Origin of the sequence: Mammaliicoccus sp. G-M28 (genome assembly GCF_022386595.1) — a bacterium.
GTDB classification, from domain to species: Bacteria; Bacillota; Bacilli; order Staphylococcales; family Staphylococcaceae; genus Mammaliicoccus; species Mammaliicoccus fleurettii.
The window spans coordinates 106,984-124,382 of sequence record NZ_JAJNIF010000005.1; the positions used below are offsets into that span (position 1 = coordinate 106,984).

Consider the following 17,399-nt stretch of genomic DNA (forward strand, 5'->3'; position numbering starts at 1 on the left):
GAGTGCACAAAAATGACAAAGAAAAAACAAATAATAGCAATTGGTCGTGCTGCTATCGATTTAAATGCTAATGAAATTAATAGACCTATGGAAGAGACATCTACTTTTACTAAATATGTAGGTGGTTCACCAGCAAATATAATGATTGGTACTGCTAAATTGGGATTGGACGTTGGCATGATTGCTAACGTTTCAGATGATCAACATGGCAGATTTATTACGAATTATTTTGAAAAAGTAGGCGTAGATACATCACAAATTCATGTAGATGAAAATGGTCATAAAATAGGTCTTACTTTTACAGAAATTAAAAGTCCTAAAGAATCAAGCATTTTAATGTATAGAGAAGAAGTAGCAGATTTATATCTAGCGCCTGAACATGTAGATGAATCATATATCAAAAATTCAGAATATTTACTTATTTCGGGCACAGCGTTAGCTAAATCTCCTTCAAGAGAAGCGGTATTAAAAGCACTACAATTAGCAAAAAAGCATAATGTAAAAGTGATTTTTGAACTAGATTATCGACCATATAGTTGGGCTAGTGAAGAAGAAACTTCTATTTATAGTGAATTAGTAGCAAAACAAGCTGATGTAGTAATAGGTACGAGAGATGAGTTTGACATGGTAGAACGTTACAAACCGTTAACTGATAAAGAGATAAGCGAATTACTATTTGAAGCTACACCGAATTTAGTTGTCATTAAACATGGCGTGCAAGGTTCAAATGCCTTTGATAAAGATGGAAACACATATGAGGGTAAAGCATTTAAAGCAAATGTTGTGAAGACTTTTGGAGCAGGTGATTCGTACGCAGCTGCCTTTATTTATGCACTTGTACAAGGTAAATCGGTTGAAGAAGCATTGAAATATGGTGCGGCATCAGCTGCCATAGTTGTTAGTAGTCATAGTTCATCAGAAGCAATGCCTACTGTAGAAAAGATAGAAAACTTAATTAAAGAACATTCTTAAGGTGGTATTAAACATGGTCAATACAGTGAAATTAACAACTGGAGAAGCAATCGTTAAATTTTTAACTAAGCAATATATTTCCATTGATGGCGAAGAAACTAAGTTTGTTGAAGGTGTTATGAACATTTTCGGCCATGGAAACGTACTTGGTATTGGTGAAGGCTTATCAAATTATCAAGATGACTTGAAAATTATTCAAGGAAAAAATGAACAAGGTATGGCACACACTGCAATTGGTTTTAGTAAGCAAAGTTTAAGAAAGAAAATATTCGCAGTAACTACTTCAGTAGGACCCGGTTCAGCAAACTTAGTAACAGCTGCTGGAACTGCTGCTGCAAACCATATACCAGTATTATTTTTACCGGGTGATACATTTGCAACACGTCAACCGGACCCAGTATTACAACAAATCGAGAATCCACAAAGCATTGGCATCACGACTAATGATGCATTAAAACCAGTATCTAGATATTTTGATCGAATTACGAGACCTGAGCAAATAATGTCGGCGCTTATACGTGCATTTGAAGTGATGACAAATCCACAAACTGCTGGACCTGTAACGATAGCGTTAAGTCAAGATGTTCAAGGAGAAGCATTTGATTTTCCTGAATCGTTCTTTGAAAAGCGAGTACATTACGTTGATAGATTAGAGCCTTCAGAACGTGCAATTAAAGCTGCTATTGAAACATTGAAACAAGCTAAGCAACCTCTGTTAATTGTTGGAGGAGGCGCTAAATATTCTGAAGCTCAAGAAATCATTAAAAAGCTAATGGACGAAACAAATATCCCTATGGCGGAAACGCAAGCTGGTAAATCAACAATTGAAGCATCTCATCCATTAAATCTTGGCGGATTAGGCGTAACAGGAAATTTAGCAGCTAACGTTTATGCAAAAGATGCAGATGTGATCATAGGTATTGGTACAAGATACTCAGACTTTACAACGAGTTCTAAGACAGTCATCAATTTTGATAAAGCTAAAGTTATCAATATTAATGTTAACAGAGTAGATGCATATAAATTAGATGCTGTGCAAGTTGTCGGCGATGCTAAAGTATCCGTTAAACAAATAGCAGATAATCTAGAAGGTCATCAATTTAATACGCTTGAAGTTGTTAAACGTGTAAAACAGCAATGGGACGAAGAAAGAACAAGATTATCTCAAATTGATATTCATAAAGATAACTTTGAAGCAGAAATTGCAGGTCATTTTGATCCAAAAAAATTGAATCAGTATACAACTTCACTTAATACAGAATTACCTCAAACGAACGCTTTAATCAAAGTGAATGAAACAATAGATAAAGATGCAATAATTGTTGCAGCTGCTGGTTCATTGCCAGGAGATTTAGAACGATTATGGGATACGGATGTATTCAATACTTACAACATGGAATATGGTTATTCAACAATGGGATACGAAATCGGAGCAGCTGTTGGCGCTAAAATTGCCAATCCTGATCGAGAAGTCTATGCATTAGTTGGAGATGGTAGTTTCCTAATGTTACACACTGAATTAGTAACGGCATTGCAATATAACTACAAAATTAACATCGTTCTTTTTGATAATAGTGGTTTTGGTTGTATTAATAATTTACAGATGGGTAATGGAAGCGCTAGTTTCTGTACAGAGTTTAATGATTATAACGGTAATGTGATGAATATTGATTATAAGAAAATAGCTGAAGGTTATGGAGCTGTTTCATATAGTGTAAACAATCTTGAATCACTTGAAGCAGCGATTAGACAAGCTAAACAAGAAACTAAATCTACATTAATAGAAATTAAAACATTACCTAAAACAATGACAGATGGATACGAATCATTTTGGAATGTAGGCGTATCAGAACATAGTGATAAGCCATCTATTCAAGAAGCATTTAAAGAAAAGACATTATCAATGAAGACTGCAAAACATTACTAAATTGGAGGAAAGAACGATGACAAAAATAAAAATCGGTCAAGTTGGATTAGGAAGACTTGGTCAAGTGCATGCTGAGAATATTGTGAATCACGTTAAAGATGCAGAGTTATACGCTGTAGCAAGTGTTGTTGAACAAGAGTTAGCATATGCAAGAGATACATTAGGCGTAGAAAATTGTTACACATCTTATACAGAAATGATTGAAAATGACGCGTTGGATGCAGTTGTTATCGTTTCACCTAGTGGATTTCATGCTGTTCAAATCACACAAGCTTTAGATAAAGGTTTGCATGTGTTCTCTGAAAAACCAATTGGACTTGAACTAGAAAACATTAAACAAGTTGTTGAAAAAATAGATAACAATAAAGATAAAGTATTCCAATTAGGATTTATGCGTAGATTTGATGATTCATATCAATTTGCGAAAGATGCAGTCGATAATGGTGATTTAGGAAAAATTACAGCTATGCGTTGCTACGGAATTGACCCAAGTGCTGGGTTGGATAGTTTTATCCAATTCGCTAAGAACAGTGCAAGTGGCGGAATATTTTTAGATATGTCGATTCATGATATTGATCTCGTTCGCTGGTTTACAGGTTCAGAATTTAAGACGGTATATTCCCTAGGAAATAATATAGCAGCACCTGAACTTTCAGAATGTGAAGAACTTGAAACCGGTGCATGTTTAGCGGAGTTAGAAGACGGTACAATTGCTTATTTATTAGCAGGAAGAAACGCACAACATGGTTATCATGTTGAAACAGAAATCATTGGTACTGAAGGTATGATCAGAATTGGTAATGCACCAGAGAAGAACTTAGTCACTGTATATGACAAGAACGGTGTCGTAAGGCCAACTTCAGGTCATTTTCCAGAACGCTTTAAATTCGCATTTATTAACGAATTAAATGCTTTTGTAGAATCTATTAAAAAGAAAGAACCTTCTTCAATTACTGGAACAGATGGTTTGAAAAGTACTGAAGTAGCAATAGCAATGCAAGAATCTTTCGAAAACAAGAATATCATTACTTTATGAGGTGAGTTAAATGACTAAAGATATACGTTTTGCATGTGCACCGATTGCATGGACAAATGATGACATGCCCGAATTAGGTTATGAGAATTCTTTTGAACAATGCATTAGTGAAATGGCACTTTCAGGATATGAAGGAACTGAAATTGGTAATAAATATCCGAAAGATCCAGAAGTATTAAAATCTTTTTTAGAACCTAGAGGATTATCAGTAGCAAGTGCTTGGCTCAGTTTATATTTAACGTCAGAGCCTTTTGAAGTAACTGAAGCTGCATTTATTAAACATAGAGATTTCTTGAGTGCTTTAGGTGCTAAAGTAATCGTTGTTTCTGAACAAGGTAACAGCATTCAAGGAGATTTAACGAAAGCACTATTTAAAGAAAAACCTGTATTCACTGAAAAAGAATGGCAATTATTAGTGGATGGATTAGAGAAATTAGGAAAGTTAGCTCACGAGAAAGATATGGAAATTGTATACCATCATCATATGGGTACAGGTGTACAAACAACTCATGAAATAGATGAATTAATGAAAAAAACAAGTAAAGATAACGTTTCTCTCTTATATGATACAGGACATCTTGTACTATCTGGAGAAGATCCAATAGATATATTCAATAGGCATAAAGATAGAATAAAGCATATACATTTTAAAGATGTTAGACAAAAGGTTAAAGAAGTTGTAGATAAAGACTGTAAATGCTTCTTAGATGGTGTGAAAGATGGCATGTTTACAGTGCCAGGTGATGGCGTAATAGACTTCAAACCGATATTAGATTTAATTTATCAATCAGATTATAAAGGATGGATTGTAGTAGAAGCTGAACAAGATCCAGCAGTTGCCAACCCGTTTATTTATGCTAAAAAAGCAAAAGAATATATTGAACAATATCAATAAAAATAATCATGAAATTGAGAGTGATTTAAACACCTAAGGGGAGAGGGTTATCATGAGTTTATTTGCAGCATTTTCATTTGTATTAGTCGTATTTGCAGTAGGGGTATATGCATTTTTAAGAAGTAGAAAAATAGACACTCAAAATTCTGAAGGTTATTTCATGGGTGGTAGAAGTTTAACTGGATTTACTATCGCTTCAACCATCATTATGACAAACCTTTCTACAGAACAAATAGTAGGTCAAAATGGTCAAAGTTTCATGGCTGGAATGGAAGTAATGGCGTGGGAAGTAACTGCTGCTATTGCAATTGTCATATTGGCACTCGTATTCTTGCCTAGATACTTTAGATATGGTGTAGATACGATATCTGATTTCATTGAAATGAGATTTGATACATTTACGAAACGACTCGTATCATTACTTTTCATATTTACATATGTTGTGTCTTTCTTGCCAGTTGTACTTTATTCAGGTGCACTCGTATTTAATAAAATTTTCAATATAAGTGATATGTTAGAAATTAGTGATATGACAGCTGTGATTCTTATATCAACAGTGATAGGTATAGTGGGTATTATTTACTTGTTTATTGGTGGATTATCATTAAGTGCACACAGTGATTCTATATATGGAATTGGTTTGATTATTGGAGGTCTTGCCATCCCAATTCTTGGTTTAATCATGTTTGGTGATGGAAGTTTCTTAAAAGGTTTCGACAAAGTTATACAGAATACACCAGAGAAATTAAACTCAATAGGTGCAATTGATTCTGATATCGTACCTTGGCCAACATTATTCTTCGGTATGTTCTTTAACAACTTATTCTTCTGGTGTACAAACCAGATGATTGTACAAAAAGCGCTAGCTGGTAAGAATTTAAAAGAAGCTCAAAAAGGTGCAATGTTTGTCGGTGTATTTAAAATATTTGGTGCATTATTCTTAGTGTTCCCAGGTGTTCTAGCATTTAATATGTTAGGTGACAAAGTTTCGAATCCTGATAATGCATATCCAATGTTAGTTAATGAAGTCTTACCTGGATGGGCTTATGGATTATTCGGTGCTGTTATATTTGGTGCCATACTAAGTTCATTTGTTGGATCGTTAAATAGTACAGCAACATTGTTCTCGTTAGACTTTTACAAATCAATTATGAACAAAGAAGCAAGCAACAAACAAGTTTCTAGAGTTGGGAGAATAGTAACAGTAGTTGTCGGTGTGATTGTAGTTATCATTGCACCAATGATTTCATTGTTCCCACAAGGTTTATACGCAGTGGTACAAGAGTTTAATGGTGTGTATAATATGCCACTTTTAGTACTCGTACTTGTTGGATTCTTTGTTAAACGTACATCACAACTTGGTGGTAAAGTGATGTTTATTTTACACATTGTATTGTATGCGCTTTCAAAAGTAGTGTTAACAGAAATTCATTATTTATATGTATTAAGTGTATTATTCTTCATCGATTTACTAGTAGTCATGTTATTCAATAAATGGAAACCATCTGATGAGTTTGATTTCAGTGTTAATTACGCAAAAGTAGATATAACGCCTTGGAAACATAGATATCTAGTAGGCGGTATTATCATATTTGTAGTGATAGGCACTTACATTTTATTCTCACCACTTGGATTAGCATAGGAGGAAAAGTTTATGACACTTACATTTGGCGTAATTGGTGCAGGACGTATTGGCCAATTACATATCAATTATTTAAGAACGCATAAAGACGTTAGAATTAAATGGATTTCAGATATATATTGCGACAAAATGGTGGATTGGATTAAAAAAGCAGGTATAGAAAATAAAACGAAAAACCATATGGATATTATTAATGATCCAGAAGTAGATGTTATTGTCATATGTTCTCCAACAGATACACATGTAGATATCATTAAAGCAGCATGTGCTAAAGGTAAACACATATTCTGTGAGAAACCAATTAGTTTATCTATAGATGAAGCTAAAGAAGCACTAGAAGCGGTTCAACAATCTAATGTTAAATTACAAATGGGTTTCAATAGAAGGTTTGATAAAAACTTCAAAGAACTTCAAACAATTTTAAATAAAGGTGAGCTTGGAAATATCCAAACGTTACGTATTACTTCGAGAGACCCTGAGCCACCACCGATAGAATATATTAAACGTTCTGGCGGATTATTTATGGATATGATGATTCATGACTTTGATATGGCGAGATATTTAATGCAGTCTGAAATAACTGAAGTTTATGCGACAGGTGGAGCACTCGTCAATCCGGAAATAGCTAAATATGACGATATCGATACAGCGCTCGTTACACTTAAATTTGAAAATGGTTCAATGGCTGTAATTGAAAACTGTAGAAGAAGTATATATGGATACGATCAACGTGTAGAAGTATTAGGTGATAACGGTGCAATAGATATAGGTAATGAGCAAACTACAACTTTAAATTATCACCGTGCAGATGGTATATCTAAAAATAATCCACCGTACTTCTTCTTAGAAAGATATAGTGAAGCTTACAAAATAGAAATCGATGGATTTATAGAAGCTATCTTAAATGATACAGATGTATTATGTTCAATAGAAGATGGTTATAAAGCACAAGAAATCGCAATGAAATGTAAAGAATCATTATTAGCAAATGCACCTCAATCATTATTAACCGGTCAATCAAAAACATTATAACCATAAGGAAGGTGGAACGTTAAATAATGAATACATTTATACGAAAAGCTAAAGAATCACATTATGCCATTCCTCAAATTAATGTTAATGGGTTAATGTGGATAGAATGTATTTTAAAAGCTGCAGAGAAAACACGTTCCCCAATTATTTTAGGAACGACAGATAAAGTTATTGAGTTTCTTGGTGGATATGATTTTATATGTAAGACAATTAACCACAAAATAGAGTCAATGGATATAACAGTACCGGTTATTATACATCTTGATCATGGATTGAGTATAGAAGGTTGTAAACAAGCAGTAGATGCTGGTTACGACTCGGTTATGTTTGACGGTTCTAAATTACCAATCGAAGAAAATATAGCAAAGACTAAAGAAATAGTAGACTATGCGCATAAACATAACGTCATAGTTGAAGGCGAAGTCGGAGCAATCGGAGGTAATGAAGATGGCGTAATCGGTAATGTTCAATATGCACGATTAGAAGACTGTATAAGACTTGCGAAAGAAGCCAATCTAGACACACTTGCACCGGCATTAGGATCCGTACATGGTAAATACCAAGGCGAACCAAACTTAGGATTTAAAGAAATGGAAGAAATACAAGAAGCCATCGATATCCCTTTAGTATTACATGGCGCATCAGGAATATCAGACGAAGACCTAGTAAAAGCAATTAAATTAGGACACGCAAAAATAAACTTTAATACCGAAATCAATATCGCATGGAGTAATCAACTTAGACAAACACTAACAGAAGATCAAAATATTTTTAACCCCCAACAAATTTTGAGTCCAAGTAAAAAAGTTATGCAAGACACTGTAGAATCAATCATTCATAAATGTTTGTCTAACAATAGAGCATAGAAATACAATTAACACATACCCTATATAAAAACACGAACGTCAGAATAACCAACTGACAACGTTAGAAAAGACTACATCGTATCTCGGACGATGTAGTCTTTTTGTTGAAATATGCTGGGATTGAGGGAATTAATCTAAGAGATTGGGTAAGTTGTAGATTAATTCGACAGTTAATCTAAGAGATCGACCAAGTTGTAGATTAATTCGGCAGTTAATCGAAGAAATCGGCTAAGTTGTAGATTAAGTCGGTAGTTAATCTAAGAGATCGTCTAAGTTGTAGATTAATTCGGTAGTTAATCTAAGAGATCGACCAAGTTGTAGATTAAGTCGGTAGTTAATCTAAGAGATCGACTAAGTTGTAGATTAATTCGGTAGTTAATCTAAGAGATCGACCAAGTTGTAGATTAATTCGGGAGTTAATCGAAGAGTTCCACCAAAACCTAGATTAACTCCATCATTAATCTAAGACATGCTCAAAATCAACACCACACAATGAAAGGCTGGGACAAATTAATTTGTCCCAGCCTCAAATCACTATATTTGTATTGGATGACGGGATTGAAATGTACTAAATAAGCACATTTCAATCCCAACCGTTCTACTTCTATACGTTTCTCAATTCTACATGCTCACTTAGTTCTCTTGCTTTGGCATCTTTTATTTCTATGCCTTGTGCTTCTAGTTGTGCGATTGTTTCGGAGAATTGTGGTAAATATGCTTTATGTGCGATGAGTAATTCGTTCATTACTTGTTTGGCTGTTTCACCACTTTGTATTAATGGATTAATGATAAAGGCTTGTAATAATAAGCCATAGTCTCCGGTTACTGCTGCTTCTTCTACACATAGTTCCATATTTTTCATGACTTGCAACCATCCTCGTTCTGCTGGGTGTAATGAGCCGAATGCGATTGGTTGTGCGCCTGTTGCATTGATATATGCTGATACTTCAACTACGTCTTCTGGTGCTAAGTCTGGTACTGCGCCATTATTAACTGTAGAGACAACGACGTGTGTATTTTTATTTGATGCGATTGAAGCGATCGTTTCACAAGCTACGTCTGAATAGTGTGTCCCGCCTCTTTTGCTTAATTGTTCTGGTTTATGGTCCAGATGTTCATCTTTATACAGTTCAAATAATTCTTTCTCAGTTTGTCTAACTTGTTCTGCACGTGTACCGATTTCTGGATCATGATATTCTTTAAGCGCATGTTCTAGCATTTCTTCTGCGCGGTAATAATATCTATGATAGCCACATGGAATTAAATTCATTTGTTGCAATTGTTCTTCAAAAAATGATACATCAAAAATATTAGAAGGTAATGACGATGCATCTTCTACGAGCTTTTTATTCAATTGTTCTGTTACATCGTTACCTTGAGCGTCTTTTACCCGATGCCAATGAAAATGATTTAATCCTGCGAAGTGATGCGTAAGTTCTCCTTCTTTAACATTCAACATTTCAGGTTCATTAATTAAACTATTAACTGGTACGTTACATAGACCGAGTACTTTGTCCCATTTCCCATATCGTACAATTGCATCTGTCACCATACCACTAGGGTTTGTAAAATTGATTAACCAAGCGTTTGGACAGAGTTCTTTCATATCCTCAACGATATTTAATAAGACAGGAATCGTTCTTAGCGCTTTAAAAATACCACCCGGTCCATTTGTTTCTTGACCTAAGAATCCGTGAGATAACGGAATACGTTCATCTTTAATTCGAGCATCTAATAATCCTACTCTAAATTGCGTCGTTACAAAATCTGCATCTTTTAATGCTTCTCTTCTATCCAAAGATAAATGTATCGTTACATCATAAGGAGAAGCGTCCCACATTCTTTGTGCCATCTTACCGACAGTTTCTAATTTTTCTCGACCTTCAGGAATATCAACTAACCAAATTTCACTTAATGGCAAAGACTCGTAACGTTTAATAAAACCTTCCATCAACTCAGGTGTATAACTACTACCGCCACCGATTGTCACAATTTTAATACCTTTTTCCATTTAAAATACCCCCTATTGATTTCTTTCTTATACACGTTAAGTATAGAATAGAAGTAACGATTAAAGAGGCGAATGCGCTATTATCAAATGAAATTTACAAATTTCCTTCTAAAAAGATAAATGTTTGTAATTAATTTTTACAAAGGGGAGTTCTAAACATGTTATTAACCGAAAGAATGAAAGAAGATATATTTTCCGAAGCAGAACAAAGCATCATTCATTATTTGTTTGAAGAACGAGAAAAAGTAAAAACTAAAACATTAGAACATATATCTAAAGTAACGTATACACATCCTTCCACAGTGATTAGAATCGCGAAGAAATTAGGTTATGATGGATGGTTAGAATTAAAAGAACATTTCTTAGAAGAAGTAGAATATTTAAATCGACATTACGAATCAATCGATGCGAATTTCCCGTTTGATGCAACAGATAATAATATGTCCATCAGTCATAAATTAGCATTGTTAAACCAAACGACGATTAATGACACACTACATTTAATTAATAATCAAGAATTAGATTTAGCAGTAGATTATTTAGTAAAAGCAGATACAATCAAAATATTTGGACTCTACCATAATTTAATGATTTGTGAAGAGTTTGAAATGAAGATGAATCAAATAGGCAAAACTGTTAAACTATGCACATTAGAACCGCATTTTGAAATAGAAAAATCTACAAAAGACACATGCGCAATATTTATCTCTTATAGTGGAGAGAATCAAAGCATATTAAAACTATTGCCAATGTTAAAGAAGAAAAAAGTTCCAATAATCGGATTAACGAGTATAGGAGAGAACACAGTAAGTAAATATGCAGACAGTACTTTACGCATATCAACACGAGAAAAGCTTTATTCAAAAATCAGCAACTTCTCAACAAGAGATTCAATAGGATTTCTAATGGATATACTTTACGCATGTGTATACGGACAGGATTATGAACAACATACAAACTACAAAATCAATATTGCCAAGAACTTTGATCATCGCGTTACACATAATAAAATGATTCAAGAAAATCAGTAAATGAATTTAATTTCGAACAATTTTAAATTGTGTAATTAAAAAGTTAATTCATATAAAAACAATATGAATTTAGGTGTAAAAATTTAAAATATTATCTTTTTATTTATAATAATGATGATATAATTATAATATGTAAAATGTATTATTTTTCCTATTTTTAAGAAGTACGTCAATTTAATAAATACATAAAGTAGACTTAAAGTTTAAATATTTCTTTTATACATAGGATAATCGCTACAGAATAAAACAAAAAGATATATTTGATAAGGAGATTTTAAATGAAAAAAATTGTAAAGTTTATGTGCATGTCAATAGTTTCTCTTTATACTTTGAATATTTTGTGGAATATTCAAAGTACATTACAGGATTATTTACTAATAAGAGATGGAGAACATGAAGAAGACAATTAAAAAAAACTTAGGGCAATAAATAACCTTGAAAGAAGAGAAAAAACATGAAAAATAAATTTGTAAAAAAAGTTGGGAATTTTCAAAGAAATAAAGGGAAATTTGTTTACGTAAATTCACGTAGAACTAAAAAGATACAAAAAAAGACTGTTCTCTTTGAAGCAGTACATGGGGATACACTAAGTGGTCATATTTATTATTTAGTAAAAGATATTGTAGATAAAAATATAAATATGAAAATATATGTATCATTGAAAAATGAAGAAGATTTAGAGCTGTTTTTACCTCAAGAATTAAAACAAAAGGTAATCTTTGTTAAACATATGTCTAATCAATATTATGAATTACTTGCAACATGTGAGTATTTAATTAATGATACAACATTTTATCCTTTCTTTAACAAACGAGAAGGGCAAAAGTATTTTATTATATGGCATGGAACTCCACTAAAGCATATGGGTAGAGATATACCTAAAATATTAGATGTGGCAAATGTTCAACGTAATTTTTATATGGCAGATCGTATTTACGTAAATAATCATAAAACAATGGAAATATTAGCGAGGACACATCATTTAAATAATATCTATACGGGGAAATTTATCATTGGACCATCTCCAAGAAATAGTATATTTTTTGATAAAAAGATACGCAATAACATTAGGACAACATTACATATAAACGACAAAAAAGCTCTTGTATATATGCCTACATGGAGAGGTAGTTTAGGTAAAGTTAAAGGTTCTGATCAAATAATGAATTTTATGTCTTATCTAGAAGATAATTTAGAAGATGACACAATCGTATATGTTAAATTACATCCATTTGAGAAAACTGTTATTCCAGATACATATGAAAAAGTAAAACCATTCCCAACAAACTTTGAAATTTATGAGTTTTTGGCAGCATCTGATGGTTTAATAACAGATTACTCATCAGTAATGTATGATTATATCAATTTGAATAAGCCTGTTATTCTATATACATATGACTTTAAAGAATATGTAGAAAATAGAGGTGTTTATGATGATTTATCCACTTATCCGTTTGAAAAGACGAATAATATAGAAGAACTTCTAGATATTATAAATAGTATTCCAAAACAAGTAGACTATAAGACATTTATAGATGAGTTTAGTGAATTTGATCAAGCTAATGGTAGCGAAATTATTGTGAATCATATGTTATTTGGAAAGGAAGATTCATCTATAGAGTCACATAATCTTCACAATGGAAAAGAAACTGTGGCAGTAGTAAGTGGAGGATTTTGGAGTAATGGTATTACAACTGCATTAATTAATACCTTAGAAAATATAGACACAAATGAAAAAAATTATATTTGTTTTTTTGAAAAGAATAAAGTGAAAAAAGAACATTACTACCGCCTATTAAATTTACCTGAGAATGTCTATTTTTATCCAACAGTTGGTGAAATGAATGGAAGCTTTAAAGATAGATTGCTTATGAAAAAATACTTATGGAATGAAAAATTCAAATTCTCAAGTGTGGAAAAACAACTTGAAAGAATGTTTAAGGAAGAGTTTAGTAGATTATTTGGTGATTTAAAAATAGATTGGTTTATTCATTATACTGGATTCGAAAGAAAAAGTGCTGAAATGATGAGACATATCAATTCTAAAACTGCTATTTGGGTACACACTGACATGTTTGCTGAATATGAAGCTAAAAAGAATTTTAGTAAAAAAATAATTTTTGGAGCCTATGAAAAAGCTAATAAAGTAGTTCTTGTCCATAATAATTTAAGAAGTAAATTAATTGAAAAATTACCGAACATTTCTGATAAAGTAGTAACAGTAAATAACTTTTTAGGTGAAGAGAGAAACAGAAATCTTTCTATGGAAAACTTATTACAAACAATCGAACCAGTACATGTTGATTACTCTTATAATGAGAATATAAAATTAAATTATAAGTCATTAGATTCAGAAGAAATGGAAATAGAAACACTCGGAAGGTATCCAGAAAAAGAAATGTTGAAAAAAAATCTGATCAAAAATGTAGAAAATGGAATAACCGAGAATAATGAGCAAAACACTAATTCAACTTTAATTACACATAAAGAAATGTTGATTAAACATATTGATAAATCATTTGATTCACTTTATCAAAATTTTATTAAAGATAGTGAATTAAGAACAACGTTTGAAAACTTATATAATAATAATGAACTTTTAATAAATGAGTATTTTGAAACGAAAGACATGAATCCAACAGTGGTTTCAGTAGATTTATTTAATAAAATGAGAATATCGAAATGTAAATTACTTGATGCGATATTTAACCCAGAAATAAAAGTCTATTTGAATATTGGAAGATATGACTATCAAAAAGGTCATGATAAATTAATAGAAGCTTTTGAGCAAGTTTATATAGAGAATCCAAATATATTTTTAATTATGATATGTCCACATGGTCCGTTGAAATCACAAACTATACAGTGGGTGAGAGAATCCGTTGCCAATGAAAATATAGTGATTTTAGGTGGGATTAATAATCCTTATCCATTACTTAAACATGTTGATGCATTTGTTTTATCTTCTAACTATGAAGGGTTAGGACTTGTGGTATATGAAGCATTATCTTTAAACACTGATGTAATTACTGTAAATTTAAAAGAAACAACTGAATATTTAAATGAAAATCAAGCAATAATTGTAGAGAATACAGTAGATGGCCTTGTTGAAGGATTTAAAATTCATTTAAATGATAATAAACAATTTGAAGAATTTGATTTTGACTATTATAAAGAAAAATCTAAACAAGAATATCAAAATGTAATTTTATAAAGGGGAGTACTATGAATAAAATAAAAAAAGCAATCATACCAGCAGCAGGTTTAGGGACGAGATTTTTACCTGCTACGAAAGCGATGCCTAAAGAGATGTTACCAATATTAGATAAACCTACAATTCAATATATTGTAGAAGAGGCATCTAGAGCTGGTATTGAGGATATTATTATTGTCACAGGTAAACATAAACGTGCGATTGAAGATCACTTTGATATTCAAAAAGAACTAGAAACAACATTGTTCGAAAAGGGTAAACTTGAGTTACTTGATAAAGTTCAGTATTCAACAAATTTGGCGAATATTTTCTATGTGAGACAAAAGGAACAAAAGGGATTAGGTCATGCAATTCATACAGCTAAACAATTTATCGGTAATGAACCGTTTGCGGTTCTTTTAGGAGATGATATTGTTGAATCTGATAATCCTGCGATTAAACAATTAATGGATCAATATGAAGAAACAGGTAAATCAGTTATTGGTGTTCAAACTGTACCTGAATCAGAAACACATCGATACGGTATAATCGAACCGAAATCTCAAGACGAACGCTTATATGAAGTAGAAAGGTTTGTAGAAAAGCCTGCGCAAGGAACAGCACCATCTAACCTTGCAATTATGGGTAGATATGTACTTTCACCTAAAATCTTCGACTATTTAGAAACACAAACTGAAGGTAGTGGTGGAGAAATTCAATTAACAGACGCTATAGAGCGTTTAAATAAAGACGATAAAGTTTATGCGTATGACTTTGAAGGCAAGCGCTATGATGTTGGTGAAAAAATTGGATTTGTTAAGACAACGATAGAATATGCTTTGAAAGATGAAGAAATGTGTGATGAAATTCAACGTTACATTCAATCACTAGATATTTAGATAAAGGGGATAGAACTTTGAAATCACAATGGGAAGAGAAAGTTTCTGAAAGCTTAGTAGAACACTTTTATAAACTCCAATCAGATGAAGAAATTGAAGAAGGATTTTCAGATGTATTATCCTTTGGAACAGCAGGTATTAGAAATACTTTTGGTATCGGTCCAGGTCGTTTAAATAAATTCACTATACAAAAGGTTGCATTAGGATTAGCCAAATATTTAAAAATCAAAACAGAACAACCTAAAGTAGTCATCCACTTTGATACGAGACATTTATCTAAAGAATTTGCGATTGAAATAGCAAAAGTATTAGGCACAAATGGTGTACACGTTATATTGCCAGAAACATATAAATCAACACCAGAACTATCATTTGCAGTCAGATATTTAAACACAACAGCTGGCATTATGATTACAGCAAGTCATAATCCTAAAAATTACAATGGCATTAAAGTTTATGGCTCAGACGGTGGCCAATTATTAACAGAACCATCGCAAGAACTGAGTCATTATATAGATAAAGTAAAAGATCCTTTAAATATTAAGACGACAGACTTAACAGCATTACAAGAAGAACAAGTCGTGATGCCATTAAATGAAGCAACAACAATAGCATATAAAGCAGCAATTAAAGAATTAGTCGGTGACTTTTCAACAACATCAACAAAGACTGCTCTAACAAGCTTGCACGGTACAAGTTTACCTTTATTATCCGAAATATTAAATGATTTATCATACACTAATTATATCGTAGAACAAGCACAATCAGCGCCAAATGGCGATTTCCCAACTGTGAAAATAGCGAACCCTGAAGTGGAAGACACTTTTGAATTAGGAAAAGCATTAGCAGAACAAGAAGACGCTCAGTTGATAATCGCAACAGATCCAGATGCAGATAGAATCGGAATTGTAGAAAGATACGAAGATGGCACAACGAAATATTTCAATGGAAATGAAATAGGCTTGTTGCTTATGAAATTAAGAAACGAAGAACTATCAGATGATAAACAGAAATACATCATCAAATCAGTCGTAACAAGTGCATTAAGTGAGAAGTTAGCGAAATCATTAGACATAGGCGTAATAAATGTCCTAACAGGCTTTAAATACATATCAGAACAGTTGATGAACTTAGAAAATAATCCCTCACAACTTGTCCTAGCATATGAAGAAAGCCACGGATATATAGTAGATGATATCTCAAGAGATAAAGATGCAATACAAGTAGCAGCATTACTCATAAAGTATAAAGAACAACTCGCACAAGAAGGTAATACATTTAAAGATATATTAGAAAATATATATCAAGAACACGGACAATATAAAGATAAGACACTATCACCAACATTTGAAGGCGCAGCAGGAAGAACAAAGATCAATCAAATCATGAGCAACTTCAAACAATTAAATACAATAGAACTATCAAACTTAACACCAATGATTATAGAGAACTATGTAACCCAAGAATCATATAGTGTAAGAAGCGGTAATAAAGAAACTATCCACTTACCACAAACAGATCTAATCAAATTTATCTTTAGAGAAGGCTTTATAGCAGTAAGACCATCAGGAACAGAACCTAAAATGAAACTGTATTTTTCTTTAGATGTAGACGATTTAGGAGAAGTAATAGATGAGTTTAAAGAGAAGTATGAGTTGGGGTAGAAGAGAATAGTGTTTAAATAAAATTTAATACAAATAAAAGAAATTAATAATAACTTTAGCAAAAGCCTTATTGAGTGTTTTACTCAATAAGGCTTTTTATTTATATTTGATGTCAATAAATGTACTTTTTAATGTATAAAGTAACTTAAAGATATATTATTAAACCTATGGAAATATTCAAATTAATATCAGAATAATTTTATTTAAAAGAAGATTATGATTAAATATAAA

12 protein-coding genes are annotated in these 17,399 nt (G+C 32.2%); 11 read left to right on the plus strand and 1 reads right to left on the minus strand.

From position 1 onward, the window contains the following. Nucleotides 1–12: 12 nt before the first annotated feature. From iolC to fba, 7 genes are read left to right on the plus strand one after another with little or no spacing between them, the layout of a single operon-like run. Nucleotides 13–972 (plus strand): 5-dehydro-2-deoxygluconokinase, encoded by a 960-nt coding sequence (gene iolC, locus LQ609_RS06915; RefSeq protein WP_239734498.1) that lies wholly within the window; start codon nucleotides 13–15, stop codon nucleotides 970–972. Nucleotides 973–985: 13 nt separating this feature from the next. Continuing rightward, nucleotides 986–2,899, plus strand: a complete 1,914-nt coding sequence (gene iolD, locus LQ609_RS06920; protein ID WP_078357948.1) for a 3D-(3,5/4)-trihydroxycyclohexane-1,2-dione acylhydrolase (decyclizing) — start codon at nucleotides 986–988, stop codon at nucleotides 2,897–2,899. Between the two features lie 16 nt (nucleotides 2,900–2,915). Then, nucleotides 2,916–3,935, plus strand: a complete 1,020-nt coding sequence (locus tag LQ609_RS06925; protein WP_078357949.1) for a Gfo/Idh/MocA family oxidoreductase — start codon at nucleotides 2,916–2,918, stop codon at nucleotides 3,933–3,935. Between the two features lie 10 nt (nucleotides 3,936–3,945). Then, nucleotides 3,946–4,830: a myo-inosose-2 dehydratase gene (iolE, locus tag LQ609_RS06930; RefSeq protein WP_078357950.1), complete on the plus strand. Its 885-nt coding sequence runs from the start codon at nucleotides 3,946–3,948 to the stop codon at nucleotides 4,828–4,830. 52 nt (nucleotides 4,831–4,882) lie between these two features. Continuing rightward, nucleotides 4,883–6,472 carry a solute:sodium symporter family transporter gene (locus tag LQ609_RS06935; protein ID WP_239734499.1) on the plus strand — a complete coding sequence of 530 codons (1,590 nt, stop codon included), beginning with the start codon at nucleotides 4,883–4,885 and terminating at the stop codon, nucleotides 6,470–6,472. 12 nt (nucleotides 6,473–6,484) lie between these two features. After that, entirely contained in the window at nucleotides 6,485–7,504 is a 1,020-nt protein-coding gene (gene iolG / locus LQ609_RS06940; protein ID WP_078357952.1) for an inositol 2-dehydrogenase, read from the plus strand. A 26-nt stretch (nucleotides 7,505–7,530) separates the two neighbouring features. Then, nucleotides 7,531–8,370 (plus strand): class II fructose-1,6-bisphosphate aldolase, encoded by an 840-nt coding sequence (gene fba / locus LQ609_RS06945; protein WP_239734500.1) that lies wholly within the window; start codon nucleotides 7,531–7,533, stop codon nucleotides 8,368–8,370. Between the two features lie 604 nt (nucleotides 8,371–8,974). Here the strand turns inward: fba and LQ609_RS06950 are convergent. Then, complete coding sequence (locus LQ609_RS06950) at nucleotides 8,975–10,381, minus strand: 6-phospho-beta-glucosidase (RefSeq protein ID WP_078357954.1); 1,407 nt, start codon at nucleotides 10,379–10,381, stop codon at nucleotides 8,975–8,977. A gap of 158 nt (nucleotides 10,382–10,539) precedes the next feature. On the opposite strand from LQ609_RS06950, the gene LQ609_RS06955 reads away from it, so the two are divergent. The 4 genes from LQ609_RS06955 to LQ609_RS06970 all read left to right on the plus strand — a co-directional run bounded on the left by LQ609_RS06955 (nucleotide 10,540) and on the right by LQ609_RS06970 (nucleotide 17,168). After that, on the plus strand, nucleotides 10,540–11,412 hold the full coding sequence (locus LQ609_RS06955) for a MurR/RpiR family transcriptional regulator (protein WP_078357955.1): 873 nt from the start codon (nucleotides 10,540–10,542) through the stop codon (nucleotides 11,410–11,412). Nucleotides 11,413–11,866: 454 nt separating this feature from the next. Then, on the plus strand, nucleotides 11,867–14,626 hold the full coding sequence (locus LQ609_RS06960; protein WP_078357956.1) for a CDP-glycerol glycerophosphotransferase family protein: 2,760 nt from the start codon (nucleotides 11,867–11,869) through the stop codon (nucleotides 14,624–14,626). 11 nt (nucleotides 14,627–14,637) lie between these two features. After that, entirely contained in the window at nucleotides 14,638–15,504 is an 867-nt protein-coding gene (gene galU / locus LQ609_RS06965; RefSeq protein ID WP_078357957.1) for a UTP--glucose-1-phosphate uridylyltransferase GalU, read from the plus strand. A gap of 17 nt (nucleotides 15,505–15,521) precedes the next feature. Further along, entirely contained in the window at nucleotides 15,522–17,168 is a 1,647-nt protein-coding gene (locus LQ609_RS06970; protein WP_239734501.1) for a phospho-sugar mutase, read from the plus strand. Nucleotides 17,169–17,399: the final 231 nt, after the last annotated feature.